This is a genomic window from Streptomyces sp. NPDC058239 (genome assembly GCF_042882185.1).
Lineage (GTDB): Bacteria > Actinomycetota > Actinomycetes > Streptomycetales > Streptomycetaceae > Streptomyces.
Genome location: NZ_JBHVWS010000021.1, coordinates 80105 through 104810 on the forward strand (window position 1 = coordinate 80105; position 24706 = coordinate 104810).

A 24706-nucleotide genomic window follows, 5' to 3' on the forward strand; every position below is an offset into this window, starting at 1 on the left:
ACAGTCATGACGAAGATCCTCACCGGTGGAGTCGGCAAGGTCGAGGTCGCCCAGACCATCGGCAAGCTCGGGATCGACTCCCTCGACATCGTCACCTCCAGCGACATGGACGCCGCGATGAAGCTCCGTGTCGGACAGGCCGACTACTACCTCGGTACGTGTCGCACCGGTGCCGGTGCCTCCCTCGGCGTCCTCGTCGGCCTCATGGGCAGCGCCGCCTGCCACACCTTCGGCCGCAGTGTGCCCACCGAGGAGGAGATCAGCGCCCTGATCGCCGACGGCAAGAAGGTCTTCGGCTTCTCGATGGACCAGATCGACGCCATCGCCCCACTGATGGCGCGCGCCATCGCCGCCCGCGGCTGATCCGGCCGCATCTCCCCGTCCCGGGCACGAAGGAGTGATTCGTGAGCACCACACTCGCCGCCGGCACCAGCCTTGATTTCACGCTGGCCCAGCAACTGACCGTGATAGCCCTCTGTGCGCTGACGGCGTACATCTCGCACATGGCTCTGGCCGTCTTCAACGACGGCGTGCGTCCGTTCCTGCTGGACTTCATCCAGGGGCGCACCACCCGCAGCGCGACGGCGGCGGTCTCCTTCGGCCTCTCCGCCGGGTTCATCTTCGGACTCGGCGCCCCGATGGCACTCTCCACCGGCGTGCTCAACCCGTGGCTCGTCTTCCTGCCCACAGACATCCTCGGCATGCTGGCGCCGAAGAAGTGGCTCGCGCCGATCCTCGGCGGCGCCTGGGGCGCGGTCGTCGTCTTCGGACTGAACGGCGCCAACAACGTCGCGCACGACCTGCCCGTCGACTTCATCACCGCCATGCAGCAGATGTCGACACCGATCCTCTTCCTCTTCACGCTGTTCCCGGTGCTCGCCATCACCAAGCAGTTCGGCCGCAAGTGGGGCAGCATCGCCGGAGTCCTGGAACTCGCTCTGGTGGTCATGACCATGAAGGTCTGGCCGAAGATGTTCGCCGGGGCGCTGGCCATGGCCGTCGGCGTGCTGATGCTGATCGCCCTGGCCGTCGCCAAGGACATGAAGCAGCGCAGGGCCGACCGGGCCGCGGGTGTCACCGAGGTCGTCCTGGAGGACGACCCGATGGCCTCGCTCTTCAGCGCCAGCGCGGCCCGCCTGCGCAAGTACCTACCGCTGTTCATGGTGCTCGGCGCCGGAGTCTGCGTGCTGGCCCAGATGCACATATTCGGCGGCGGCGAAGCGACCAGCTTCCTGATCGCCAAGGGGCAGTACTCCGAGGCCGCCCAGGTCGACTTCTACCGGGTCTTCGGCTTCATCCCGCTGATCGCGACGACCGCGCTGGCCTCCGGCGCGTACGGCATCGCGGGATTCACGCTGGTGTACCCGATCGGCTACCTGATGCCGAACCCGTTCCTGGCAGCGGTCGTCGGCGCCGCCGTCTTCGCCGCCGAGGTCCTGGCCCTCTCGTACATCGGCAAGGTCCTCGGCAAGCTCCCCAGCGTCCGTGACTCCTCGGAACACCTGCGCAGCGCCATCGGGGACACCCTGCAGCTGGCGATCCTCTTCGGCTCGCTGATGGCCGCCAACGCCATGGGCGGCGGACTCGGCATCCTCGTCGTCGGCGGGCTCTACCTGCTGAACGAGGCGATGGGCCGGCCGGTCGTGAAGATGGCCGCCGCTCCCGCCGCGGTGATCGTCGGCGGCATCCTCCTCAACGTCCTGTACTGGCTCGACCTGTTCACCCCGATCAAGGGCTGAGGCCGGGTACGTACACGAAGAAGGAACCCCCCCACGATGAACCACCCCGCACCGCCCCTCCTGCGCACCGTCGTCGGCGATCTCGCAGCCGATTCCGTGGCCGGCCCCGCCCTCGCCCATGAGCACCTCGTCCTCGACCTGGACCACAAGGGCGACGGCGCGGCCGTCCTCGACCCGGGCCTCCACTCCGCGGCGGTCACCGCCGAGCTCGCCGCGCTGCGCGCCGAGTTCGGTCTCTCCCTCGTCGTCGAACTGACCTGCCGCGGCATGGGCCGCGACGTCCGCGCCCTGGCCCGCATCGCCCGGGACGCGCGAATCGCCGTGGTAGCCGCGACCGGCTGGTACTACGAACCGTTCCACACCCCCGAGATCGACGACAGCAGCATCGAGGAACTCACCGGGGCGCTCGTCCAGGAGATCGACGGCGGTATCGGTGCCACCGGCATCCGCCCCGGTGTTCTCGGCGAGATCGGCAGCCACGGCGACACCCCGACAGCGCCCGAGGCCAAGGTGCTGCGCGCCAGTGCGCGGGCCGCCCTCGCCACCGGCCTCTCCGTCGCCACCCACGCCCAGCTCGGCCACGGCGGAATCGCCCAGCTGGAGCTGCTGACCGGAGAGGGCCTGCCGGCCCATCGCATCAGCATCGGCCACCAGGATCTGCTCGACGACCCCGCCGTCCACAAGGAGCTCGCGGCGAGCGGGGCGTACGTCGCGTTCGACACCGTCGGCAAGGACGGCTACCAGAGCGACGACACCCGGCTGCGGCTGCTGCTCGCCCTCGTCGAGGCCGGGCACGCCGACCGGGTACTGCTCAGCTGCGACATCTCCCGCCACGGCTACCTCCTCGACGAAGGCGGCCGGGGATACGGGCATCTCTTCCGGAGCTTCCTGCCCAAGGCCCGTGCCGCCGGTGTCGACGACGACCTGATCGACCTGATGACCCGCCGTAATCCGCTCCGCTTCCTGACCGGCGCGCGCGTGGAGGAGTTCTGACCATGAGCCCTGTACTTCCGCAGACCTTCCCGCTCGCGACGGTGGAGCTGGACGACGCGATCGCCAGACAGTTCCGGCTCCTGGAGGCCACCGCCGCGCACTTCGAGGGCCCTCAGCTCTTCGACGCGGACGCCGGCGTCGTCCCCGGTCTCGGCCGACCCCGCACCACCGCCCGCGTCGAAGCCGTACTCGCGGACTTCTTCGGCGCCGAGGACGCCGCCTTCGTCCAGGGCGCGGGCACCGGCGCGATCCGTGCCGCCCTGGGCGCCGCCGTACGGGCGGGCGACCCACTGCTCATCCACCGGGCCCCGGTCTACCGCACCACCGAGGTCACGCTGCGCGGCATCGGTGTACGGACCGTCGAGGTCGACTTCAACGACGCGCGGGCGCTGCACGAGGCCCTGGGGTCCGGCCGGTTCCGATGGGCCTACGTACAGCACACCCGGCAGCGGCTCTCCGACTCGTACGACCCCGCGGAGGTCCTCGCTGCCTGCCGGGCCGCCGGAGTCCGCACCCTCGTCGACGACAACTACGCCGTCCTGCGCACCCCCGCCTCGGGAGTGGAGCTCGGCGCCGACGCCTCCTGCTTCTCCCTGTTCAAACTGCATGGCCCCGAAGGCGTCGGCATCGTGGTCGGCGCCCGCGATCTGGTCGGGCACATCCGCCGCGACAACTACTCCGGCGGCGGACAGGTCCAGGGTCATCAGGCGCTCGACGCCCTGCGCGCCCTCACCCACGTACCGGTCATGTGGTCCGTGCAGTCCCGGGTCGGCGCCGAGGTCGCCGAGCGGCTGGCCGCGGGCGAAGTGGACGGCGTCGCCGAGGTACGGATCGCCAACGCCCAGGACCGCTGCCTGCTCGTCCGCCTCGACCGGCCGGTCGCGAAAGAACTGCCCGCCGTCGCCGCCCGCTTCGGAGCCGCCCCCTACCCCGTCGGCTCCAACTCGCGCTACGAGATCGCGCCGCTCTTCTACCGGATGTCCAGCTCCGCCCTGGACGACTCCCCCGAGCTGGCCGACTGGACCGTACGCATCAACCCGATGCGGGCGGGCGCTGATCTCGTCATCGACATCCTGCGCCGCTCGCTCGACGTGCTGAACGACCCGAAGGACGACTGACCGTGTTTCTCGACACCGTGCTCACCCGCAACCCCGAGCTCGTCGACACCGCGGCCACCCTTCACCGGCGCGGCGAGATCCCGCCCGACACCTACGTGATGGACCTCGACGCCGTCGAGGCCAACGCCGCGCTGCTGGCGGCCGAGGCCGAACGGGTCGGCATCGGCCTCTGGTTCGTCGTCAAACAGCTGGGCCGCAACCCCGAGCTGATCAGGGCCGTTGCCCGGCACATCCCCAAGTTCGCCGCCATCGACCCGCCCGAGGCCCGCACCCTGCACGCCGCGGGCGCGCAGGCCGGCAACCTCGGCCACCTGGTCCAGATCCCCCGCCGCGCACTGCCCGAAATGCTGGCCTGGCGCCCCGAGACCGTCACCGTGTTCGACCTCGCCAACGCCCGGGCCGTGTCCGAGACCGCACAGCGGCTCGGCTTCGTACAGGACGTTCTCGTACGCCTCGAAGGCGCCGAGGGCACCGTCTACCCCGGCCAGGAGGGCGGCGTCCCGCTCGGCCGCCTCGACTCGTTCGCCGAAGCGGCCGAGCAACTGCCCGGTATCCGGATCGCGGGCGTCACCGCCTTCCCCTGCGTCCTGTGCGATCCGGCGACCGGCATCCCCCGCGCCACCCCCAGCTTCGCGCTCGCCCTCAAGGCCCGCGAAGTCCTGGCCGCCCGGGGACACGAACACCTGAAACTGAGCGCCCCCAGCGCCACCTCGATGGCGTCCCTCCCGCTGCTCGCCGAACTCGGCGCCACCCACGGCGAACCCGGCCACGCCCTCACCGGCACCACCCCGCTGCACGCCCTCGACCCGCAGCAGCCCGAGAAGCCCGCGTACGTGTACGTCAGCGAGATCGCCCACACCCTCGACGACGGCCGCCCGGCGATCCGCGGCGGCGGCTTCTACGCCCGGTCCCACATCCGCAGCGCCCTGCTGCCGCGCACCGGCGCACGCCTCGGCGTACAGGACGCGCCCGCCGAGAACATCGACTACTACCGGCTGCTCGACGCTCCCGTCGACGGCCAGGACGTCCGGCTCGGCGACACCGCACTGCTCGCCTTCCGTACCCAGATCTTCGTCACCCGCTCGACCGTCGCCGTCGTCTCCGGACTCGCCTCCGGCACACCCCGGCTGAGCGGGCTGTACGACGCCCAGGGCCGGGCCCTGTAAGGCCGACCCCTGAATAGGAGGCACCCATGGCCAAGACCGTCATCGTCGTCATCGACGGATTCGGCATCGGCGCCATGCCCGACGCGGGCACCCTGCGCCCCGGCGATCTCACCGCCGACACCTGCGGACACGTCCTCGACCACTGCCGCGTGGCCCTCGGCCGGCCGCTGCGCCTGCCCGTGCTCGGCGCGCTGGGTCTCGGCCTGGTCCACCCGCACCAGGACCTCGCCCGCCGTACCCATCTGTCCGTCGCCGCGGGCCGTGCCGCGCTCGGCTATCCCGGCGCCGACACCTTCGCGGGCCACCAGACGATGATGGGCGCCGACTTCAGCCGCGTCACCGTGGCCCGGCTCGCCGACCATCTGGCCGAGGTGGCCGCCGCCCTCGAAGCGGCCGGCCACCACGTCGAACCGCTGGACGGCAAGCCGCTCCTCGTCGTCGACGGCACGGTCCTCGTCCACGACAACCTGGAGGCCGACCCCGGGATCAACTGGAACGCCTCCGGCCGCCTGGAGGACCTGTCCTTCGACGGCCCCGGCGGGATCCTCGCCGTCGCCCGTACCGTCCGCGCGGTCGCGCCCGTCGCCCGGGTCATCGCGGTCGGTGGCCACGCGGACGGCCCGCTGAGGCAGTTCGTGCGCCCCGGCGATGCGGGAACCGTCGGACTCGACACCCCCGCCACCGGCTTCTACCGCAACGGCGGCCTGGAAGTTCAGCACCTGGGCGCCGAGCTCGACCACACCCGCCAGCTCCCCGGTCTGGCCGCCCGTGCCGGCATCCCGGTCACTCTGGTCGGGAAGGCCGCCGACATCCTGGCCTGCGAGGCGGCGCGGCGGCACCCGGCCGTGCAGACGGCCGACGTGCTCTCCCACACCCTCGAAGCGGTACGCGCCCCCGGCGACGCGCTCGTCGTCGCCAACGTCCAGGAGACCGACCTGGCGGGGCACCAGCAGGACACCGAGCGCTACGGGCACCTCCTGGAGCAGGTGGACTCCGGGCTCGCCGGGCTCGTGGCGCTGCTCGACAGCCCCGGCGACCGGCTGATCGTCACCGGCGACCACGGGAACGACCCCACGATCGGACACGCCTACCACACCCGCGAGTACGTGCCGGTGCTGATCCACCGGCCCGGCACGGACGGCGTGGAACTGCTGCCGGACGCGGACAGCCTCGCGGATGTGGGCGCCACCGCCGCCGTATCGCTGTCCCTGGACCCGGCCGGGCTGGCCAACGGCACGACGCTGCGGCCGGGACGGCACGCCGCATAGAAGCATGCGCAAGGGGCGCCCACCGGCGGTGGGCGCCCCTTGCGCATGCTCCCGGGCGATCAGCCCATGAACTTCTTGAACTCGTCCGGCAGCTCGAAGTTCTTGTCCTCCTGCGCCGGCAGACCGAACGCACCGCCCTGCGCCGCCGCCTGCTCGCGACGGGCCGCCGCGGCCTGCTCCTCGGCCTTGCGCTTCATCGGGTTGCCGCTCTTGCGCTTGCCCTTGGCCTGCTTGACCTGCTTCTTCTGCCGGCCGGGACCGCCACCCATGCCCGGCATCCCGGGCATCCCCGGCATGCCGCCGCCCTGCGCCATCTTCGACATCATCTTGCGCGCGTCGAAGAACCGCTCCACCAGGTTCTTCACGGCACTGACCTCGACACCGGAGCCCTTGGCGATACGGGCCCGGCGCGAGCCGTTGATGATCGTCGGCTCGGCGCGCTCCTTCGGGGTCATCGACTTGATGATCGCGGCGGTACGGTCCACGTCGCGCTCGTCGATGTTGTTGATCTGGTCCTTGATCTGCCCCATGCCCGGCAGCATCCCGAGCAGCTTGGAGATGGAGCCCATCTTCCGGACCTGCTCCATCTGGGCCAGGAAGTCGTCGAGCGTGAAGTCCTTGCCCTTGCTGGACGCCAGCTTGGAGGCCATTTTGGCGGCCTCTTCCTGGCTGAAGGTCTTCTCCGCCTGCTCGATCAGGGTGAGCAGGTCACCCATGTCGAGAATGCGGGACGCCATGCGGTCGGGGTGGAAGGCGTCGAAGTCCTCGAGCTTCTCGCCGTTCGACGCGAACATGACCTGCTTGCCCGTGACGTGGGCGATCGACAGGGCCGCACCACCGCGGGCGTCACCGTCGAGCTTGGAGAGCACCACGCCGTCGAAGCCGACGCCGTCGCGGAAGGCCTCGGCGGTGTTGACCGCGTCCTGGCCGATCATCGCGTCGACGACGAAGAGGATCTCGTCGGGGCTGACGGCGTCGCGGATGTCCGCGGCCTGCTGCATCAGCTCCTGGTCGATGCCGAGGCGGCCGGCAGTGTCGACGATCACGACGTCGTACTGCTTGGAGCGGGCGTGCTCGATCGAGTCCTTGGCGACCTGGACCGGGTCACCGACGCCGTTGCCCGGCTGCGGCGCGTACACCGCGACACCGGCGCGGTCGGCGACGACGCTGAGCTGGTTCACGGCGTTGGGGCGCTGGAGGTCACAGGCGACGAGCAGCGGGGAGTGGCCCTGGCCCTTGAGCCAGAGGCCGAGCTTTCCGGCCAGGGTGGTCTTACCGGCACCCTGGAGACCGGCGAGCATGATCACGGTGGGCGGGTTCTTGGCGAACCGCAGCCGCCGGGTCTCGCCGCCGAGGATGCCCACGAGCTCCTCGTTGACGATCTTGACGACCTGCTGGGCGGGATTCAGCGCCTGGGAGACCTCGACGCCGCGCGCCCGCTCCTTGACGTTGCCGATGAAGGCGCGGACGACGGGCAGCGCGACATCCGCTTCGAGCAGGGCGATACGGATCTCGCGGGCCGTGGCGTCGATGTCCGCCTCGGACAAGCGGCCCTTGCCCCGGAGGTTCTTGAAAGTCGCGCTAAGGCGGTCGGAGAGAGTATCGAACACGGCGCTCGTCGGTCCTCAGGGTCGGGGGCGGGGCAGGTCAGTCGTCCCCAAGGGTATCCGGACCCCGGGAAACACAAAGCCCTCGCCCGGATCTCACTGGCGGACGAGGGCCTGTGGGCGCGGCAGCGGGGCTCAGCCCAGGGCCTTCTCGACCTCCCGGGCCACCTCCGCGGCCCGTACCTCGGGCAGCGGCTCACCGTCCGTGTCCGTGACGTAGAAAGCGTCCACCGCGTTCGCCCCCAGCGTCGAAACATGCGCGCTGCGCACCCGTACCTCGCACTGCTCCAGCGCCCGGCCGATCCGGTGCAGCAGTCCCGGGGCGTCCTGGGCCCGTACCTCGATCACCGTCGCCAGCTGTGAGCCGGCCGCCGCGACCGTCACCCTCGGCGGCGGGGCCTTCACCCCGCGCCGCCTCGGGTAGGCGGCCTCGCGTTCGGCGAGGCGGGCCCGGATGTCCAGGGAGCCGTCCAGGGCGCGTACGAGGTCGGCGCGGAGACGGGTGGCCTGCGGCAGGGAGCCGTACTCGGCCGCGACCCGCCAGCTGAGCAGCAGCAGGTCGGCGGATTCGCCCTCACCGAGCTCGGTGGGGAGCTCCACGGCCCGCAGATCGGCTGCTCGCACGGTGAGGCGGTGCAGGGCGAGGACGCCCGCCGCCGCGGGCAGCACGCCGGGGCGGTCGGGCAGGGCGATGAGGAGTTCGACGCCGACGGGTTCCGGTTCGCCGTCCTCGTTCGGGGTCTCGGCCTGGGCGTGCAGGGCGAGGACGGGTTCGCCGGTGCGCAGGGCCTCGATGGCGAGGCGTTCCTGTTCGGCACTGGGTGCGGCGGGTTCCGGTTCCTCCGGGGCCTGGCCGGCGAGCACGGCGGCGACGCGTTTGACGAGGTCGGCGACGAGGGAGGCGCGCCAGGTGGACCAGGCGGCGGGCCCGGTGGCGAGTGCGTCGGCCTCGGTGAGGGCGTGCAGGAGCTCCAGGGTGGAGGTGGTGGAGACGGCGGTGGCGACGGAACGCACGGTCGCCGGGTCGTCGAGGTCACGGCGGGTGGCGGTCTCGATGAGCAGCAGATGGTGGCGTACGAGGGTGGCGATGACGCCCACGTCGTGCTGGTCGAAGCCGATCCGGGCCGCCATGTCGCGGGCGATGACCTCCCCGGCGACGGAGTGGTCACCGGGCCAGCCCTTTCCGATGTCGTGCAGGAGTGCGGCGACGAGGAGGAGGTCGGGGCGGCCGACGCGGCGAGTGAGGGAGGAGGCGCGGACGGCCGCTTCGACGAGGTGGCGGTCGACGGTCCAGGTGTGGACGGGGTTGCGCTGGGGACGGCAGTGGACGCGTTCCCAGTCGGGGAGCAGCCGGGTGATCAGTCCTTCGGCTTCGAGTGCTTCCCAGACGGGGACGGTGGCCTCGCCCGCGCCGAGGAGGGTGACGAGTTCCTCACGGGCCTCGGCGGGCCAGGGCACCGGCAGCGGGCGTGCGGCGGTGGCGAGGTGGCGTACGACGTGGCGGGAGAGCGGGAGTTCGGACTGGGCGGCCGCTGCGGCGGCGCGCAGTACGAGCACGGGGTCACGTTCGGGGCGGGCGGAGCGGGCGAGGACGACTTCGCCGTCGGCCTCGACCACGCCCTCGGCGAGCGGGGTGCGTTCGGTGGCGGCGGTCCTGCCGCCACCGAGAATCGCTCGGAGCCGGGGACGCGCCGAGCGGGCGCGCAGGACGCGGTTGACCTCGCGCCAGGTGACGTCGGTTGCGTAGGAGACGGTGCGGGCGGCCTCGTACACCTGGCGGAGCAGGGCGTCCGCGTCGAGGAGACCGAGGGCGGTGGCGACCTGGTCCTGCTCCTGAAGGGCGAGGCGGTCGGTGGCACGACCGGTGGTGAGGTGGAGCGCGTCGCGGGCGTCGAGGAGGACGCGACGGGCTTCGACGAGGCCTTCGCGGGGGGCGTCGGCGACCCAGGAGGCGGCGACGGCGCGCAGGGCGGTGGCGTCGCGCAGTCCGCCGCGGGCCTCCTTGAGGTCGGGTTCGAGGAGGAATTGGAGCTCGCCCTGGCGTTCGGCGCGTTCGCGGCAGAGCTCGTCGAGGGCGGGGAGGCGTTTGGGAGCCTGGTTGCGCCAGTCGGCGAGGATCGCGGTGCGCAGGGCGGCGACGAGGCCGAGGTCTCCGGCGACGGGCCGGGCGTCGAGCAGTCCGAGTTGGACCTTGAGGTCCTCGCCGGCCGTTTTCCGGGCTTCGGCGGGGGTGCGTACGGAGTGGTCGAGGGCGAGGCCGAGGTCCCAGACGGGGTACCAGATGCGGTCGGCGAGGGAGGCGATGGCCCCGGCGTCGGCGTTGCCGTCGTGCAGGAGCAGGAGGTCGAGGTCGCTGCGCGGGGAGAGTTCGCCGCGGCCGTAGCCGCCGACGGCGACGAGGGCGGCGCCGCGGACGCCGGTCTGTTCGGCCGCGGCGGTGAACAGCGTGGTGAGCCAGTCGTCGGTGAGCGATGCGAGGGCCGCACGGCGCGGCGGCCCGGACTGCGCCTTCTCCTGGAGGAGGCGCAGCCGGGCCGCCGCGTAGCTGCTGGGTTCCGAGTCATCGGATTCGGTGGTCACTTCGGTGCTCGTCACCCGGCTGCCTTTCGTTTCGGGACCGTGGGTCAGAGTGCGTCCGGGCCGCGTTCGCCCGTTCGTACGCGAATCGCGGTGTCGACCGGCACGCTCCAGACCTTGCCGTCACCGATCTTGCCGGTTCGGGCGGCCTTCACGACAACGTCGATGAGCTGTTCGGAGTCCTCGTCCTCGACAAGGACCTCGATACGGATCTTGGGGACGAGGTCGACGGTGTACTCGGCGCCCCGGTAGACCTCGGTGTGGCCGCGCTGACGCCCGTATCCGCTGGCTTCCGTGACCGTGAGGCCCTGGATGCCGAAGGCCTGGAGGGCCTCCTTGATCTCGTCGAGACGGTGTGGCTTCACGACTGCGGTGATGAGCTTCATGCGTCCACCTTCTTCGTCTGCGGTGCTGCCGTCGTGCCCGGTGCCGTTGCGGAGGCCGTGGTGCGCGGGGCCGCGCCGCCGCCCGCTCCGCTGAAGTCGTACGCGGTCTCGGCGTGTTCGACCTGGTCGATACCGGAGATCTCGTCGTCCTCGTCGACTCGCATCCCGATCGTCTTGTCCAGGAGGAGGGCGAGGATCGCGGAGACGACCAGAGAGTACGCGAGGACGGCGAAGACACCGACGGCCTGCTTGCCGAGCTGGTCGAGGCCGCCGCCGTAGAAGAGGCCCTTGGCGTCGGACTGGACACCACCGGTGGCGAAGAAGCCGACGAGGAGGGAACCGGCGACACCTCCGACGAGGTGGACGCCGACGACGTCCAGGGAGTCGTCGTAGCCGAACTTGTACTTCAGGCCGACGGCCATGGCGCACAGGACACCGGCGATGGCGCCGACCGCGATGGCGCCGAGCGGGCTGACCGCGCCGCCGGAAGGTGTGATGGCGACGAGGCCCGCCACCGCGCCGGAGGCCGCACCGAGGGTGGTGAAGGAGCCGTGGCGGAGCTTCTCGTAACCGAGCCAGGCGAGCATCGCGGCAGCGGTGGCGACCTGGGTGTTGACGAACATGACCGCGCCGACGCCGTCGTCGTTGCCGAGCCACGAGCCGGCGTTGAAGCCGAACCAGCCGAACCAGAGCAGTCCGGCACCGAGCATGACGAGCGGCAGGCTGTGCGGCCGCATCGGGTCCTTCTTGAAGCCGACGCGCTTGCCGATGACGAGGATCACGCCGAGCGCCGCGGCACCTGCGTTGATGTGGACGGCCGTGCCACCGGCGAAGTCGATGACGCCGAGCTCGAAGAGCCAGCCGCCCGCGCCCCAGACCCAGTGGGCGACGGGGAAGTAGACGACGGTGACCCAGAGCGTGATGAACAGGGCCCAGGAGGTGAACTTGACCCGGTCGGCGAGGGCGCCGCTGATCAGTGCGGGGGTGATGATGGCGAACATCAGCTGGAAGACGGCGAAGACGTAGACGGGGATCGTGTAGCCGTCCCAGAGCTGGGTGATACCGATCCCGCTGAGGCCGACGTAGTCCGAGCTCCAGCCGATGACGGAGCCGATGTCGGTGCCGAAGGCGAGGCTGAATCCGTAGAGCACCCACAGGATCGTGACGATCCCGAGGCTGATGAAGCTCATCATCAGCATGTTGAGGGTGCTCTTGACGCGGACCATGCCTCCGTAGAAGAAGGCCAGGCCCGGGGTCATGAGCATCACCAGGGCGGAGCAGATGAGCATGAACCCGGTGTTGGCGGCAGACAGCGTCGGGGCGTCTGCGGCTAGCGTCGTGATGCCTGGGGGCATCGGCGTCTCCTCGTCGTCGGTGCGGCCGCGTGCGGGCGATAAGAGCGGGACCACGTGCGGGACCACTGGGGAAAAGGTGCGGGCCGGTTATGCGCCATGAGATTCGCCCAGCACGGTTTCCGCCGATGCCGCACGGTGTTTCGCGATAGTGACGAAGAGGTCCGGTGTGTTACGTCGCCATGAACCGGCCGTGGCGTATTCGGGGCCGGGCCTACTCTGCAGCCGCGGCCGCATACGGTGCGGTTACGACTCTCCCGTACGGGAACGGCAACGCGAACCGGCCACGCCGACCACCCGCTGACCTGGCAATTGGGGGAGCCGAAGTCGGTCTGTGCGGGGTGGTCGCCGTGGCCGGGTCCTGGGGTGCTGCTCAGACCGCTTCTGCGGTCTCGGGCAGCTGCTCGGTGAGGAGATCGGTGAGCCTGGCGACTTCGGGAATGTCTCCGAAGTCCCTGGCAGCGGTGTCGACGGTCTTGCGGAGCCGGGTGTTGACGCGCTCGGAGCGGATCTTCTTGGCGACGCGCAGCGCCTTCTCGGCCAGCACCGTGGACTGCTCGGGCTCGCGCTGGAGGAGGTGGACGGTGGCGAGGCCGACCAGGTTGAGTGCGTACGACCGCTGGTGCTCGTCGTCCTCGCCGAAGAGCTGGACGGCCTTCTTCATGAGGGGTTCGGCGAGCGTGGCGTACGTGGGGCTGCGGCCCGCGACATAGGCGAGGTCGCGGTACGAGTGGGAGTTCTCGCCGTTGAGCTCGGCCTCGGAGAAGAAGCGGATCCAGTCGGGCTCGGGCTCACCGTCGATCCCGACATCGAGGAAGGTGTCCTCGGCCATCCGGACGGCTCGTTTGCACTTGCTGGGCTGGCCCATGTTGGCGTACGCACGAGCCTCCATCGCATACAGCATGGCCTGAGTGCGCGGAGTGGCGCAGTCCCGGCTGCCGTACTGCGCGAGATGGATCAGTTCGAGGGCGTCGTCGGGCCGTCCGAGGTGGATCATCTGACGGCTCATGCTGGACAGAACATACGAACCGAGCGGTTTGTCACCGGCCTCTTTCGAGGCGTGGAGCGCGAGGACGAAGTACTTCTGGGCGGTGGGCTGGAGGCCGACGTCGTAGCTCATCCAGCCCGCCAGCTCCGCCAGTTCGGCCGCGCAGCGGAAGAGCCGCTTCGCGGTGGCCGCCGGCTGCGGTTCCTGCAGCAGGTCGGTGACCTCGTGGAGCTGACCGACGACGGCCTTGCGGCGCAGTCCGCCGCCGCACTGCGCATCCCACTGGCGGAACATCGCGGTGGTCGACTCCAGCAGGTCGAGCTCGGGGCTGGAGAGCCGGGAGGGCCGGCGGGCCGCGGCGGCCGACTCCGGCTGTGCGGGTCCGGTGGCGGCGACGGGTACCAGCCAGCGCTGCATGGGCTCGATCAGGGCGGGTCCTGCGGCGAGCGCGAGCGAGGAGCCGAGAAATCCGCGGCGGGCGAGCATGAGATCGCTGCGGGAGAACTCGCTGAGCAGGGCGACGGTCTGCGGGCCCGCCCAGGGCAGGTCGACCCCGGACACGGACGGTGACTGATGCGCCGCGCGCAGTCCGAGGTCCTCGATGGCGACGACGGAGCCGAAGCGCTCCGAGAAGAGCTCGGAGAGGATGCGCGGGATCGGCTCGCGCGGCTGTTCACCATCGAGCCAGCGCCGCACCCGGGAGGTGTCGGTGCTGATGTGGTGAGCGCCCATCTGCCGCGCCCGGCGGTTCACCTGCCGCGCCAGCTCACCCTTTGACCAGCCGCTGCGCACGAACCATGAGCCCAATTGCCCGTTGGGGCGCTTACCGGCATTCGTATCGCCTGCGCCGTTGCCACTCACTGGAACGCCCCCATCCGCTGAATACTGTCGCGCGAACCACTATCAGATTGCCCTGATCCGATGCTGCCCATACAGAGGTTGCGCACGATCGAACAGGAAATCGGGTTGCCTCCGGCATACCCATGGGCGCACATACTTCCACGGTTCGTGTACCGACGGTAATCCTACGATCACTGCCTTCGCGAGGGCGATTACAGAAACGCCACCATTCGCCACCCCTTCGAATGAACGCCACCGCCGTCGGGCGCGATTCACTTGACACACGGCGATCAGCAGTGGGCGCAGTGACGCACGACGGGGCGCATGGAACATGTCGCAAGACTCCGAGTGCACCGGCGCGCCACGGATCGACAGCGACGACGGAGCGTCACGATTGGACTCCACGTCGTAACCACTGGCGAGTCGGACACGTTGGAGGGGGCATGGGCTTCACGATCGGCGGCATCCGCGAGATGCGCACCGGCTCACGGCGCCGCGGCCGCACGGCCGAGTGCACGGCAGTGGCCGAGTACACAGGGCTGTGGGGCTGGGCCGTCGCGCCGGGAGCGCGGGCCGCGGCCGGCCGCTGCTCGTGCGGGGAGGCGAACTGCTCCTCCCCCGGCGCCCATCCACTGGACTTCGCCCACGAGGTCCCCGCAGGGGCCACGCTCGACGCGGCGGCGGAGGCCTGGGCCCAGGTGCCGGGCGCCTCGATGCTGCTTCCGGTGGGCCGCACCTTCGACATCCTCGACGTCGCCGAAGCGGCCGGGCGCCGGGCCCTGGTCCGCATGGAGCGGATGGGGCTGCCACTCGGCCCGGTCGCGGTGACACCGGCCGGGCGGGCGCAGTTCTTCGTGGCCCCGGGTGCCGCCGCCGAGCTCCCGCGGCTGCTGTACCGGATGGGCTGGGACGACGCGGGTCTGGACCTGCGGGCGCTGGGGCCCGGCTGCCACATCACTGCCCCGCCGTCCGACGAGGGCGGCCTGGGACCGGTCCGGTGGCTGCGCCCGCCAGTGCTGGACACGGCGGCCGCACCGCCGCAGGCGCGGCTGCTGCTGGGCATGCTGGCGTACAGCTGCCATCGCGCGCCCCTTTGCGGCTGAACCGCCGCCGCTTTCGTGGAGGCGGGGTCCAGCCGTCGGGGTTGCTCAATCGGTGGTCGCTCTCGGCCGCAGAGCCCGGCAATTCCGGGCGCAGAGCCCGGCAAGACGAAGAGCCCGACCGCAGTTGCATCATGCGGTCGGGCTCTGTTGTCGGCGCGCGAGGCGTCAGTCTCCGATCAGGGCGTCCACGAACGCCTCAGGCTCGAACGGAGCCAGGTCGTCCGGCCCCTCGCCGAGACCGACCAGCTTCACCGGTACACCCAGTTCACGCTGGACGGCGATGACGATGCCGCCCTTGGCGGTGCCGTCAAGCTTGGTCAGCACGATGCCGGTGATGTCGACGACCTCGGCGAACACCCGGGCCTGCACCAGACCGTTCTGTCCGGTCGTGGCGTCGAGGACGAGCAGGATCTCGTCGAGCGGTCCGTGCTTCTCGACGACGCGCTTGACCTTGCCGAGCTCGTCCATGAGCCCGGTCTTGGTGTGCAGCCGTCCCGCGGTGTCGATGAGGACGACATCGGCGCCCTCGGCGATCCCTTCCTTCACCGCGTCGAAGGCGATCGACGCCGGGTCGCCGCCCTCGGGTCCTCGCAGGGTGCGGGCGCCGACGCGCTCGCCCCAGGTCTGGAGCTGGTCGGCGGCGGCGGCCCGGAAGGTGTCGGCGGCACCGAGCACGACGCTGCGGCCGTCGGCGACGAGCACCCGGGCCAGTTTGCCGGTGGTGGTGGTCTTGCCGGTTCCGTTGACGCCGACGACCATCACGACACCGGGGGTGTCGACACCGCTCTCCGTCTTGACCGCACGGTCGAAGTCGGTGCCGAGCAGGGTGAGGAGTTCCTCGCGCAGCAGCGAGCGCAGCCCTTCGGGGGTACGGGTGCCGAGAACGCGGACGCGTTCACGGAGCCGCTCCACCAGTTCCTGGGTGGGCGCGACGCCGACATCGGCGGTGAGGAGGGTGTCCTCGATCTCCTCCCAGGTGTCCTCATCGAGGTTGTCGCGGGACAGGAGCGTGAGCAGCCCCTTGCCGAGGGAGTTCTGCGAGCGGGCCAGCCGGGCACGCAGCCGTACCAGACGGCCCGCGGTGGGCTCGGGCACCTCAAGGGCGGGGGCGGCGGGCGCCTCCGGCTCGACGGCCTCGGGGGCTTCCTCGGCGGGAGCCTCGACCGAAGGGGGACCGACCTCCTCGATGGTGCGGCGCGGTTCCTCGCGCGGCGTCTCGGCTTCCTCGCCGACATGGGGCTCGGCGGGAGGAGTGATGGTCGGCGTGCTCGACGGTGCCGGGGGCAGCTGCTTCTTCTTGCGGCTGCTGACCACGAGCCCGCTGATCACGCCGACCGCGACCAGGGCGATGACTACAGCAAGGATGACGAATTCCATAACCCACCCAGTATCAGTCACGTCCGCCGCGGGGTGCCGCCCCGAAGGATCACCCACGAATCCTTTTGGGAGTTATGCGCCTTTTGGCGGCAAAGGTACGATCTTGCCTGTGGAGACCCGTGGCCTGGAACCCGTCCCCGACAGCGAGCGCACCGGCCGGGTCCGGACCCTCTTCCCCACCTGGGTCGGCGCGAACCTGACCGTGCTGCTGCTCACCATGGGGGCGGGACTCGTCGTCTTCAACGGGCTGAACTTCTGGCAGGTGCTGGCCGTCGCGATCACGGCACCGGTCGTCAGTTTCGGACTGGTCGGCCTGGTCTCGATCGCGGGCAAGCAGGGCGGGGCTCCCGGCATGGCACTCTCCCGGGCCGTCTTCGGCCAGCGCGGCAATCTGCTGCCCGGTGCGCTGATCTGGATCGCCCGCTGGGGCTGGGAGACGGTGAACGCGGTGACCGGCGCCTACGCCCTGCTCGCCGTACTGAATCTGCTCTTCTCCATCGAGAGCGGCAACACCCTGATCACGGCGACCCTGCTCACCTTCGTGGGGAGCAGCTTCCTGGTGTCGGGGCTGGGCGTGCGCGCCCTGCGGGTGTGCTCCACCTGGTCGGCGTATCTCTTCGGAGGCTTCAGCGTCCTCGTACTGATCCACCTCATCGGCCGGACCGAATGGCGAGACGTCCTGGACAGGCCCGCCGGCCCCACGGCGATGATGATCGCCGGAGTCGGCACACTGGCGGCCGGCGGGATCAGCTGGGTTCCGACCGGCCCCGACTTCGCCCGCTATCTGCCGCGCACCGCGTCCGGCCGGGCGATGATCGTGGCGACCGTGGGCGGTGCCGGGATCGTGTTTCTGCCGATGGTGCTGATGGGCTCCGTGATGGCGGTCGCCACGCCGGGCCTGGCTGTCACCCAGGATCCGGTCTCGTTCATCGGCCCCCTGCTGCCGGACTGGCTCTCGGTGCCGTATCTGCTGATCGCCGTGGTCGGCATGGTGCTGATCAATGCGATGTCGATGTATTCCGCCGGATTCACCGCACAGTCGCTGGGATTCATGATCCCCCGCGCGTGGGCGGTCGGGGTGAATGCCGCCATCAGTCTGTTTCTGGGCTCGTTGCTGATGATGACGGCGTCGGGTTTCCTGGATTCCTTCGTTTCTTTTCTGACGCTGCTCGCGGTGACGTTCTCGGCATGGATCGGGGTCTTCGGCGTGGATCAGCTGCGGGGGCGTACGTACGATCCCGCGGCACTCCTGGACACCACACCGGCCAGCGCCTACTGGTACACCGGAGGATTCGCCGTGACCGCCGTGACCGCGTGGAGCGTGGGCCTGGTGATGGGCCTGCTCTTCACCGGTGTGGAGTGGTTCTCCGGCCCGCTCGCCGCCACCTGGATCGGGCGCCACGGACTGGGCTGGGCGGCCACGATCGCCGTGTCCGCCGCGCTGTACGCGATCCTGCCGCGCCCCACCGGCCGGGAACGGCCCGGAGACGTCGCGCCTCTACACTTCTGACGCAGCGTCAGCTAATGTCCCGCCTCGCCGAGTCCGCCCGACGCAGGGGACAAGTGTCATGGCCTTCACAGTGGTCCGGTTCAATCTCGTCGATCCCGATGCCACCCCCGAGTCGCTCTCGGCCCGGTATCGCGCCGCGCTGGAGATGGCCGCGTACGCCGACGGGCACGGCGTCGACACCGTACAGACCGAGGAGCACCACGGCGCCGCCAACTCCTGGCTGCCCTCCCCCTTCGTCTTCGCGGGTTCGGTCTTCGGCGCCACCCGCCGGATCGCGGTCACCGTCTCGGCGATCATCGGCCCCCTGCACGACCCGCTGCGGCTGGCCGAGGACATCGCGGTCCTGGACCTGCTGAGCGCGGGCAGGCTGGTCACGGTGGCGGGGATCGGCTACCGGCCCGAGGAGTACGAACAGGCGGGTGTCGAATGGGGCAGGCGCGGCCGGCTCCAGGACGAGCTCCTGGAGACTTTGTTGCAGGCGTGGACCGGGGAGCCGTTCCCGTACCGGGGCCGTACGGTCCGGATCACGCCACGCCCGTACACCCAGCCGCATCCGCTGCTGCTGGTGGGCGGCAGCTCGCGGGCGGCGGCGCGGCGGGCCGCCCGGTTCGGGCTGCCGTTCTTCCCGAGCGCGCATCTGCCGGAACTGGAGGCGTACTACCACGAGCAGCGTGCGGAATTCGGGACGGACGGCTTCTGCATGATGCCGTCGGCCGAGACGCCGCTGCTGCATGTGTCCGAGAACCCGGACCGGACCTGGGCGGAGTACGGCGAGCACTTCCTGCACGAGGCTCGTACGTACGCCTCCTGGCAGTCCAAGGACATCCGCTCGGCCGTGCGCTCGGCGGCGACGACGGTGGCGGAGTTGCGGGACGAGGGGGTCTACCGGGTCGTCACGCCGGACGAGTGTGCCGGGGCGGCCGGGGAACTGGACAGCCTGGTGCTGCATCCGCTGTGCGGCGGGATGCCCGTCGAGGAGGGGTGGCGCAGTCTGCGGCTGTTCTGCGAGGCGGTCGCGCGCTGACCCGGACCACCGGAACTGCCCCGGCGCGCGGGTGCGGGCCGGGGCATTCCGTGGTCGAGGAGAGAGGCAGCGGGGATTAGCCCATCTCCTCCAACGCCTTGCCCTTGGTCTCCTTCACGAACTTGAGCACGAAGGGGATCGAGAGCGTGGCGAAGCATGCGTAGATGATGTACGTGCCCGAAAGGTTCCAGTCGGACAGGCTCGGGAAGCTCGCGGTGATCGCCCAGTTGGCGATCCACTGCGCGGACGCGGCGACGCCGAGCGCGGCGGCGCGGATCTTGTTCGGGAACATCTCGCCGAGGAAGACCCAGACCACGACACCCCACGACAGGGCGAAGAAGAGCACGAACACATGGGCCGCGACGAGCGCCACGATGCCCTGGGTGTGCGGCAGTTTGCCGTCTACCAGGTGGGCGGAGAAGGCCCAGGCCTCGAAGGCGAGGGCGATGGCCATACCGGTGGAACCGACCAGCGCGAGCGGCTTGCGGCCCACCCGGTCCACCAGCACCATCGCGATCACGGTACCGACGATGTTGATGATCGACGTGGTGAACGAGTAGAGGAACGAGTCCGAGGGGTCGATGCCGACGGACTGCCACAGCGTCGCCGAGTAGTAGAACGCCACGTTGATGCCGACGAGTTGCTGAAAGACCGACAGGCCGATACCGACCCAGACGATCGGCAGGAATCCGAAGCGGCCGCCGAGCAGGTCCTTGAACCTGGACTTGTGCTCACGGTGCATGGCGGTCTCGATCTCGGCCACCCGGGTGTCGAGGTCGACGTTCTTGCCCTCGACCTCCTCGAGGATCTGCCGGGCCCGGTCCTTCTTGCCGACCGAGATAAGGAACCGCGGCGACTCGGGGATCGCGAACGACAGGAGTCCGTACAGGACGGCGGGGACGACCATCACACCGAGCATCCACTGCCAGGCCTCGATGCCGCCGATCTTGCCGCGCTGATCTCCGTCGGCAAGTTGCAGAATGCCGAAGTTGACCAGCTGGGAGATGGCGATCCCGATGACGATTGCCGCCTGCTGGAAGGAGCCGAGCCGGCCGCGGTAGGCGGGCGGCGAGACCTCGGCGATGTACGCCGGGCCGATCACCGAGGCCATACCGATGGCGAAGCCGCCGATGATGCGCCACATCGCCAGGTCCCAGAGCGCGAACGGGAGCGCGGAACCGACGGCACTGATGGTGAAGAGCACGGAGGCGATCTGCATGCAGCGGATTCGGCCGATGCGGTCGGCGATGCGCCCCGCCGTGGCCGCGCCGATCGCACAGCCGATCAGGGCGATGGCGATGACCTGGGCGAGCGTTCCCGAGCCGATGTCGTACCGGCTGCGGATCGCCTCGACGGCGCCGTTGATGACGGAACTGTCGTAGCCGAACAGGAAGCCACCCATCGCAGCGGCTGCCGTGATGAAGATGACATGGCCGAGGTGGTCCGGATGGGCCTCTCGGGCTCCGGACGCCGGTCCCTGCGATGTGCTGGTCACTTGTACTCCTGATGCCTGGCCGCGTCGTCAGGTGGGGGGCGAGCTCTTGTGGGGGGCGAGCTCTTCCAAGTGGCGCATAACTTCACAACTGCCACCACTTGAACATAAAGACGACGTTGCAGAGACTATGCGTTCAAGTTTCGAAGTCAAGATTGCACATTGCCGCACATCTACCCAGAAACGCCCAAAAGGTAAGTTGAAGTATTGAAGATTTGGTAAAGGCTCAGCGCAGCCGCTGGCTGATGACCTTGGAGACGCCGTCACCCTGCATCGAGACGCCGTACAGCGCGTCGGCGACCTCCATCGTCCGCTTCTGGTGAGTGATCACGATCAGCTGAGAGCTCTCCTGGAGCTCCTCCATGATCCGGATCAGCCGCTGCAGATTGGTGTCGTCGAGCGCCGCCTCGACCTCGTCCATCACATAGAACGGACTCGGCCTGGCCTTGAAGATCGAGACCAGCAACGCCACCGCCGTGAGCGAGCGTTCCCCGCCGGACAGCAGCGAGAGCCGCTTGACCTTCTTGCCGGGCGGCCGGGCCTCGACGTCCACACCGGTCGCGAGCATGTTGTCCGGGTCGGTCAGGACGAGCCGCCCCTCGCCGCCCGGGAAGAGCCGCGAGAAGACGCCCTCGAACTCACGGGCCGTGTCCCGGTACGCCTCGGTGAACACCTGCTCGACCCGCTCGTCGACCTCCTTGATGACCTGTATCAGATCGGCCCGGGTCTTCTTCAGGTCTTCGAGCTGCTCGGAGAGGAACTTGTGCCGCTCCTCCAGCGCCGAGAACTCCTCAAGGGCAAGCGGATTCACCTTGCCGAGTTGCTGATACGCCCGTTCAGCCGACTTCAGCCGCTTCTCCTGCTCGGCCCTGACGAACGGTTTCGGCTGGTTGCGCGGGTGCTCCGGGTCCTCCGGCAGCTCCTCGCCCTCGGCGGCCGGTGACGGCGGTACGAGCTGGTCGGGGCCGTACTCGGCGGCCAGCCCGGCCGGCTCGACGCCCAGCTCCTCCAGTGCCTTCGCCTCCAGCTGCTCTATCCGCAGCCGCTTCTCGGCACCGAGCACCTCGCCGCGGTGGACGGAGTCGGTGAGCTTGTCCAGCTCGTTCTTGAGCTCGCGGCCCTGGTTGCGCTCGGCCGCCAGTTCCCGCTCCCGCTCCGCCTTCGCCGCCTCGGCCGCGACCCGCTCCTGTTCGGCACGTACGACGGACACCTCGACATGGGCCAGCAGCTGACGGGCGCCGGACGCGACGGCGGAGGCCACCGCCACCTCGTGCCGCAGTCGGGCGCGGCGCTGCTCGGCGCGGGCACGGGCCTCGCGTTCGGCGCGGGCGCCCCGGTCGAGGGAGTCCGCGCGGCCCGCGAGTCCCTTGACCCTCTCCTCATGGGTACGCACCTGGAGGCGGGCCTCCATCTCGGTCTGGCGGGCGTTGGCACCGTCGGCGGCGAGCCGGTCGCGTACGGAGGTGTCCGGCTCCTCCTCGACCGGCATCTCCTCGGCGACGAGCAGCCGCTCGGCCAGCTCCTCGGCCTCCTCCGTCGCCCGCTCCAGCGCCTCCTGGGCGCGGGCGGCGGACGCGGTCATCCGCTCGGCCTCGCCCGCGGCGCCACGGGCCTGCCCGGCGAGCCGCCCGAGCTGCTGGGCCACCCCCGACTTCTCCCGTTCGGCGGCCCGCCGCTGCTCCCCCAACTCCTCTACCAGCCCGGCGCTCGCGCTGCGCCGCTCCCCCGCGAGCCGCTGGGCCTCGGTCAACTCCAAGCACCGCACGGCCAGTTCCTCCAGCTGAGTGGCGGCCTCGTCAACCGATGCCTGCACTTCGAGGAGGCTCGGCGCCCCGGCGGAACCGCCGTGCGCGAAGTGGGCCGAGAGGATGTCCCCCTCGGCAGTCACAGCCGTCAGTTCCGGGTGTACGGCGACGAGATCCTCCGCATCCTCCAGGGTGCCGACGACCACCATGTCCCGCACCAGCCTCCGTACGGCGCCCACCAGTTCGACGGGCCCGCGGACGAGGTCGGCCACTGCGTGCGGACCCCCGGCGGGCGCTCCGGCCACATCGCCCCCATCGGCACCAGAGGCACCAGAGGCACCAGAGGCACCAGCGATCCCACCAGCGCCACCCTGATCAGGCAGCCCACCCCGCGCCCCGCCCAACAGCAGCGCCGCCCGCCCCGCGTCCTGCTTGCGCAGCAACCGGATCGCGTCCGCTGCCGTGGCCGGATCCGTCACAGCGACCGCGTCCGCCGCCGCGCCCAGTGCCGCCGCCACCGCCACCTCATGCCCCGGCGCCACCGTCAGGAGTTCCGCGGCCGGGCCGAGCAGGCCCGACAGGCGGTCCCGCGCACCGAGCAGCACACCGGTGCCGTCCTTGCGGCGCAGACCGAGGGCAAGTGCCTCATGGCGGGCCGCGACCGCCGCACGTTTCCGCTCGGCGGAGGTGGCTGCCTCCCGGGCCGCGGAGAGCGCCGCCTCCGCCTCCGTGAGTTCCTGCTTGGCTGCCTCGTGCCGCTCACCCAGCTCCACGTCGCCCGCGTCCAGGCCCTCGACCTCGGCCTTGAGCTGTTCGTACTCCTCCTGCGCGGCGACCGCCCGCTCCTGCGCCTCGTCGCGCGAAGCGGCCAGCCGGTCGATCTCCGCCTGTGCCGAACCGGCGCGGCTGCGGGCCGCGTTGACCTGTCCGTTCAGCCGGGCGAGCCCTTCGCGGCGGTCCGCGATGGCACGGGCGGCATCCTTGAGCCTGCGCTCCTCGGCCGCCAACTCCCTTTCCAGTTCGGCCCGGTGGGCGGCGGTGTCCTCCAGTGCGTGTTCCGCCGCCTCCAGCGCGGCCTCCAGCTCCGCCTCCTGCTCACGGATCCGGGCGGCCTCGCGCTCCATGCTTTCAGGATCCCGGCCGCGCTGCTCCTCCTCGGGGGCGGCGCCGGCGCTCTTCACCCGGGCATCGGCCAGCGAGATCGTGCCGCGCACCCGCTCGGCCAGCTGCGACAGCTCGTACCAGGTCTGCTGGGCCCGCTGCAGCCGCGGCGCCAGCCGCCGCACCTCGTCCTCCAGCTCCGCCTCGCGCGCCAGGGCGGACTTGAGCTCTGCCTCCGCGGCCTCCCTGCGCTGCTTGAGCGCCGCTTCGTCGGCGATCTCGCTGCGCAGTGCGGTGTGCAGCCGCACCAGGTCGTCGGCGAGCAGCCGCAGCCTGGCGTCGCGCAGGTCGGCCTGGATGACGGCGGCCCGGCGCGCCACGGCCGCCTGCCGGCCCAGAGGTTTCAGCTGCCGTCGCAGCTCGTCGGTCAGGTCCTGGACGCGGGCCAGATTGGCCCCCATCGCGTCCAGCTTCCGCAGCGCCTTCTCTTTCCGCTTGCGGTGCTTGAGCACGCCCGCGGCTTCCTCGATGAATGCGCGCCGCCCCATCGGATCGGCATGGAGTACGGAGTCCAGCTGGCCCTGGCCGACGATGACATGCATCTCGCGGCCGATACCGGAGTCCGAGAGGAGTTCCTGGATGTCCAGGAGCCGGCAGGTGTCGCCATTGATCTGGTATTCGCTGCCGCCGTTGCGGAACATGATCCGAGTGATCGTCACTTCGGCGTACTCGATAGGCAGTGCGCCATCGGAATTGTCGATGGTCAGCGAAACTTCCGCCCGCCCGAGCGGCGGCCGCCCGGTGGTGCCGGCGAAGATCACATCTTCCATCTTGCCGCCGCGCAGGGATTTGGCACCCTGCTCCCCCATGACCCAGGAGAGCGCATCCACCACATTGGACTTGCCCGACCCATTGGGACCGACGACGCACGTGATACCCGGTTCGAACCGCAGCGTCGTGGCGGAGGCGAACGATTTGAAACCACGCAGGGTCAGAGCCTTGAGGTGCACGCCGCCGGACTCTACCTTTCACTCTCGGTTTCGCTGATGAAGGTGCAGGGCACATCAGACGGTAAGGGAAGGGGTGTACGTCCGGGGTGGGTCCCGCACAGGTCCGAGCAGAAAAGAAAGAAGGGACGCCGAAGCGCCCCTTGTGAATCTTGTGCGGTGTTACGTGTGCGGTGTTACTGGTGCAGCGCATGACGGATCAAGGACATGTCACGGTGGTGACAGATCAAGAGCAGTGATCTTCGATGATCCGGCGACGATCCGGGTGATGATCTCGGACGGCTGACGCGGACAGCCCGACCGGCCCTGGGGG

17 protein-coding genes are annotated in these 24706 nt (G+C 70.2%); 9 read left to right on the plus strand and 8 right to left on the minus strand.

The features are described 5' to 3' along the window. The first annotated feature begins 6 nt into the window (after nucleotides 1-6). From ACFVYE_RS22695 to ACFVYE_RS22720, 6 genes are read left to right on the plus strand one after another with little or no spacing between them, the layout of a single operon-like run. Complete coding sequence (locus ACFVYE_RS22695) at nucleotides 7-363, plus strand: DUF2620 domain-containing protein (protein ID WP_389607084.1); 357 nt, start codon at nucleotides 7-9, stop codon at nucleotides 361-363. A 41-nt stretch (nucleotides 364-404) separates the two neighbouring features. Continuing rightward, nucleotides 405-1739: a YhfT family protein gene (locus tag ACFVYE_RS22700; protein ID WP_383966330.1), complete on the plus strand. Its 1335-nt coding sequence runs from the start codon at nucleotides 405-407 to the stop codon at nucleotides 1737-1739. A 36-nt stretch (nucleotides 1740-1775) separates the two neighbouring features. Further along, on the plus strand, nucleotides 1776-2732 hold the full coding sequence (locus ACFVYE_RS22705; protein WP_389607086.1) for a phosphotriesterase: 957 nt from the start codon (nucleotides 1776-1778) through the stop codon (nucleotides 2730-2732). 2 nt (nucleotides 2733-2734) lie between these two features. Beyond that, nucleotides 2735-3850: an aminotransferase class V-fold PLP-dependent enzyme gene (locus ACFVYE_RS22710; protein ID WP_383966336.1), complete on the plus strand. Its 1116-nt coding sequence runs from the start codon at nucleotides 2735-2737 to the stop codon at nucleotides 3848-3850. Nucleotides 3851-3852: 2 nt separating this feature from the next. Then, nucleotides 3853-5016, plus strand: a complete 1164-nt coding sequence (locus ACFVYE_RS22715) for an alanine racemase (RefSeq protein ID WP_389607089.1) — start codon at nucleotides 3853-3855, stop codon at nucleotides 5014-5016. A 26-nt stretch (nucleotides 5017-5042) separates the two neighbouring features. Continuing rightward, entirely contained in the window at nucleotides 5043-6284 is a 1242-nt protein-coding gene (locus tag ACFVYE_RS22720; RefSeq protein ID WP_383966342.1) for a phosphopentomutase, read from the plus strand. Between the two features lie 59 nt (nucleotides 6285-6343). Here ACFVYE_RS22720 and ffh read toward each other — a convergent pair whose 3' ends face one another. The 5 genes from ffh to ACFVYE_RS22745 form a co-directional block, all read right to left on the minus strand. Then, nucleotides 6344-7894, minus strand: coding sequence for a signal recognition particle protein (gene ffh / locus ACFVYE_RS22725; protein WP_266357542.1), 1551 nt, complete (start codon nucleotides 7892-7894; stop codon nucleotides 6344-6346). Nucleotides 7895-8026: 132 nt separating this feature from the next. Further along, on the minus strand, nucleotides 8027-10486 hold the full coding sequence (locus ACFVYE_RS22730; protein ID WP_383966346.1) for a [protein-PII] uridylyltransferase: 2460 nt from the start codon (nucleotides 10484-10486) through the stop codon (nucleotides 8027-8029). Nucleotides 10487-10515: 29 nt separating this feature from the next. Then, complete coding sequence (locus ACFVYE_RS22735; RefSeq protein WP_093899110.1) at nucleotides 10516-10854, minus strand: P-II family nitrogen regulator; 339 nt, start codon at nucleotides 10852-10854, stop codon at nucleotides 10516-10518. Then, a complete protein-coding gene (locus ACFVYE_RS22740; protein WP_383966349.1) occupies nucleotides 10851-12209 on the minus strand; it encodes an ammonium transporter in 1359 nt (452 codons plus the stop codon). Before ACFVYE_RS22740 ends, ACFVYE_RS22735 begins: the two co-directional genes overlap by 4 nt. A 370-nt stretch (nucleotides 12210-12579) precedes the next feature. Beyond that, nucleotides 12580-14055 carry a hypothetical protein gene (locus tag ACFVYE_RS22745; RefSeq protein ID WP_389607093.1) on the minus strand — a complete coding sequence of 492 codons (1476 nt, stop codon included), beginning with the start codon at nucleotides 14053-14055 and terminating at the stop codon, nucleotides 12580-12582. Between the two features lie 422 nt (nucleotides 14056-14477). Between ACFVYE_RS22745 and ACFVYE_RS22750 the strand changes: the two genes are divergently transcribed. Continuing rightward, nucleotides 14478-15137, plus strand: a complete 660-nt coding sequence (locus ACFVYE_RS22750; RefSeq protein ID WP_389607095.1) for a bifunctional DNA primase/polymerase — start codon at nucleotides 14478-14480, stop codon at nucleotides 15135-15137. Between the two features lie 165 nt (nucleotides 15138-15302). On the opposite strand, the gene ftsY is transcribed toward ACFVYE_RS22750, so the two are convergent. Further along, entirely contained in the window at nucleotides 15303-16514 is a 1212-nt protein-coding gene (gene ftsY, locus ACFVYE_RS22755) for a signal recognition particle-docking protein FtsY (RefSeq protein WP_389607097.1), read from the minus strand. Between the two features lie 109 nt (nucleotides 16515-16623). Here ftsY and ACFVYE_RS22760 point away from each other — a divergent pair, with 109 nt between their 5' ends. Together ACFVYE_RS22760 and ACFVYE_RS22765 are read left to right on the plus strand one after the other, a co-directional pair. Beyond that, entirely contained in the window at nucleotides 16624-18024 is a 1401-nt protein-coding gene (locus ACFVYE_RS22760) for a purine-cytosine permease family protein (protein WP_389607099.1), read from the plus strand. A 58-nt stretch (nucleotides 18025-18082) separates the two neighbouring features. Then, on the plus strand, nucleotides 18083-19048 hold the full coding sequence (locus tag ACFVYE_RS22765) for an LLM class flavin-dependent oxidoreductase (RefSeq protein WP_389607101.1): 966 nt from the start codon (nucleotides 18083-18085) through the stop codon (nucleotides 19046-19048). 76 nt (nucleotides 19049-19124) lie between these two features. Here ACFVYE_RS22765 and ACFVYE_RS22770 read toward each other — a convergent pair whose 3' ends face one another. Together ACFVYE_RS22770 and smc are read right to left on the minus strand one after the other, a co-directional pair. Next, entirely contained in the window at nucleotides 19125-20543 is a 1419-nt protein-coding gene (locus ACFVYE_RS22770; protein WP_383966363.1) for a sugar porter family MFS transporter, read from the minus strand. A 223-nt stretch (nucleotides 20544-20766) separates the two neighbouring features. Then, nucleotides 20767-24396, minus strand: coding sequence for a chromosome segregation protein SMC (gene smc / locus ACFVYE_RS22775; protein WP_389607103.1), 3630 nt, complete (start codon nucleotides 24394-24396; stop codon nucleotides 20767-20769). Nucleotides 24397-24706: the final 310 nt, after the last annotated feature.

What these genes read in the sequence shown, in the direction of transcription:
- ACFVYE_RS22705 (WP_389607086.1), top strand. Translation starts at nt 1,776, where the DNA reads ATGAACCACCCCGCACCGCCCCTCCTGCGCACCGTCGTCGGCGATCTC.
- ftsY (WP_389607097.1), bottom strand. Translation starts at nt 16,514, where the DNA reads ATGGAATTCGTCATCCTTGCTGTAGTCATCGCCCTGGTCGCGGTCGGC.
- ACFVYE_RS22720 (WP_383966342.1), top strand. Translation starts at nt 5,043, where the DNA reads ATGGCCAAGACCGTCATCGTCGTCATCGACGGATTCGGCATCGGCGCC.
- ACFVYE_RS22750 (WP_389607095.1), top strand. Translation starts at nt 14,478, where the DNA reads ATGGGCTTCACGATCGGCGGCATCCGCGAGATGCGCACCGGCTCACGG.
- ACFVYE_RS22765 (WP_389607101.1), top strand. Translation starts at nt 18,083, where the DNA reads ATGGCCTTCACAGTGGTCCGGTTCAATCTCGTCGATCCCGATGCCACC.
- ACFVYE_RS22740 (WP_383966349.1), bottom strand. Translation starts at nt 12,209, where the DNA reads ATGCCCCCAGGCATCACGACGCTAGCCGCAGACGCCCCGACGCTGTCT.
- ACFVYE_RS22695 (WP_389607084.1), top strand. Translation starts at nt 7, where the DNA reads ATGACGAAGATCCTCACCGGTGGAGTCGGCAAGGTCGAGGTCGCCCAG.
- ACFVYE_RS22735 (WP_093899110.1), bottom strand. Translation starts at nt 10,854, where the DNA reads ATGAAGCTCATCACCGCAGTCGTGAAGCCACACCGTCTCGACGAGATC.
- ACFVYE_RS22710 (WP_383966336.1), top strand. Translation starts at nt 2,735, where the DNA reads ATGAGCCCTGTACTTCCGCAGACCTTCCCGCTCGCGACGGTGGAGCTG.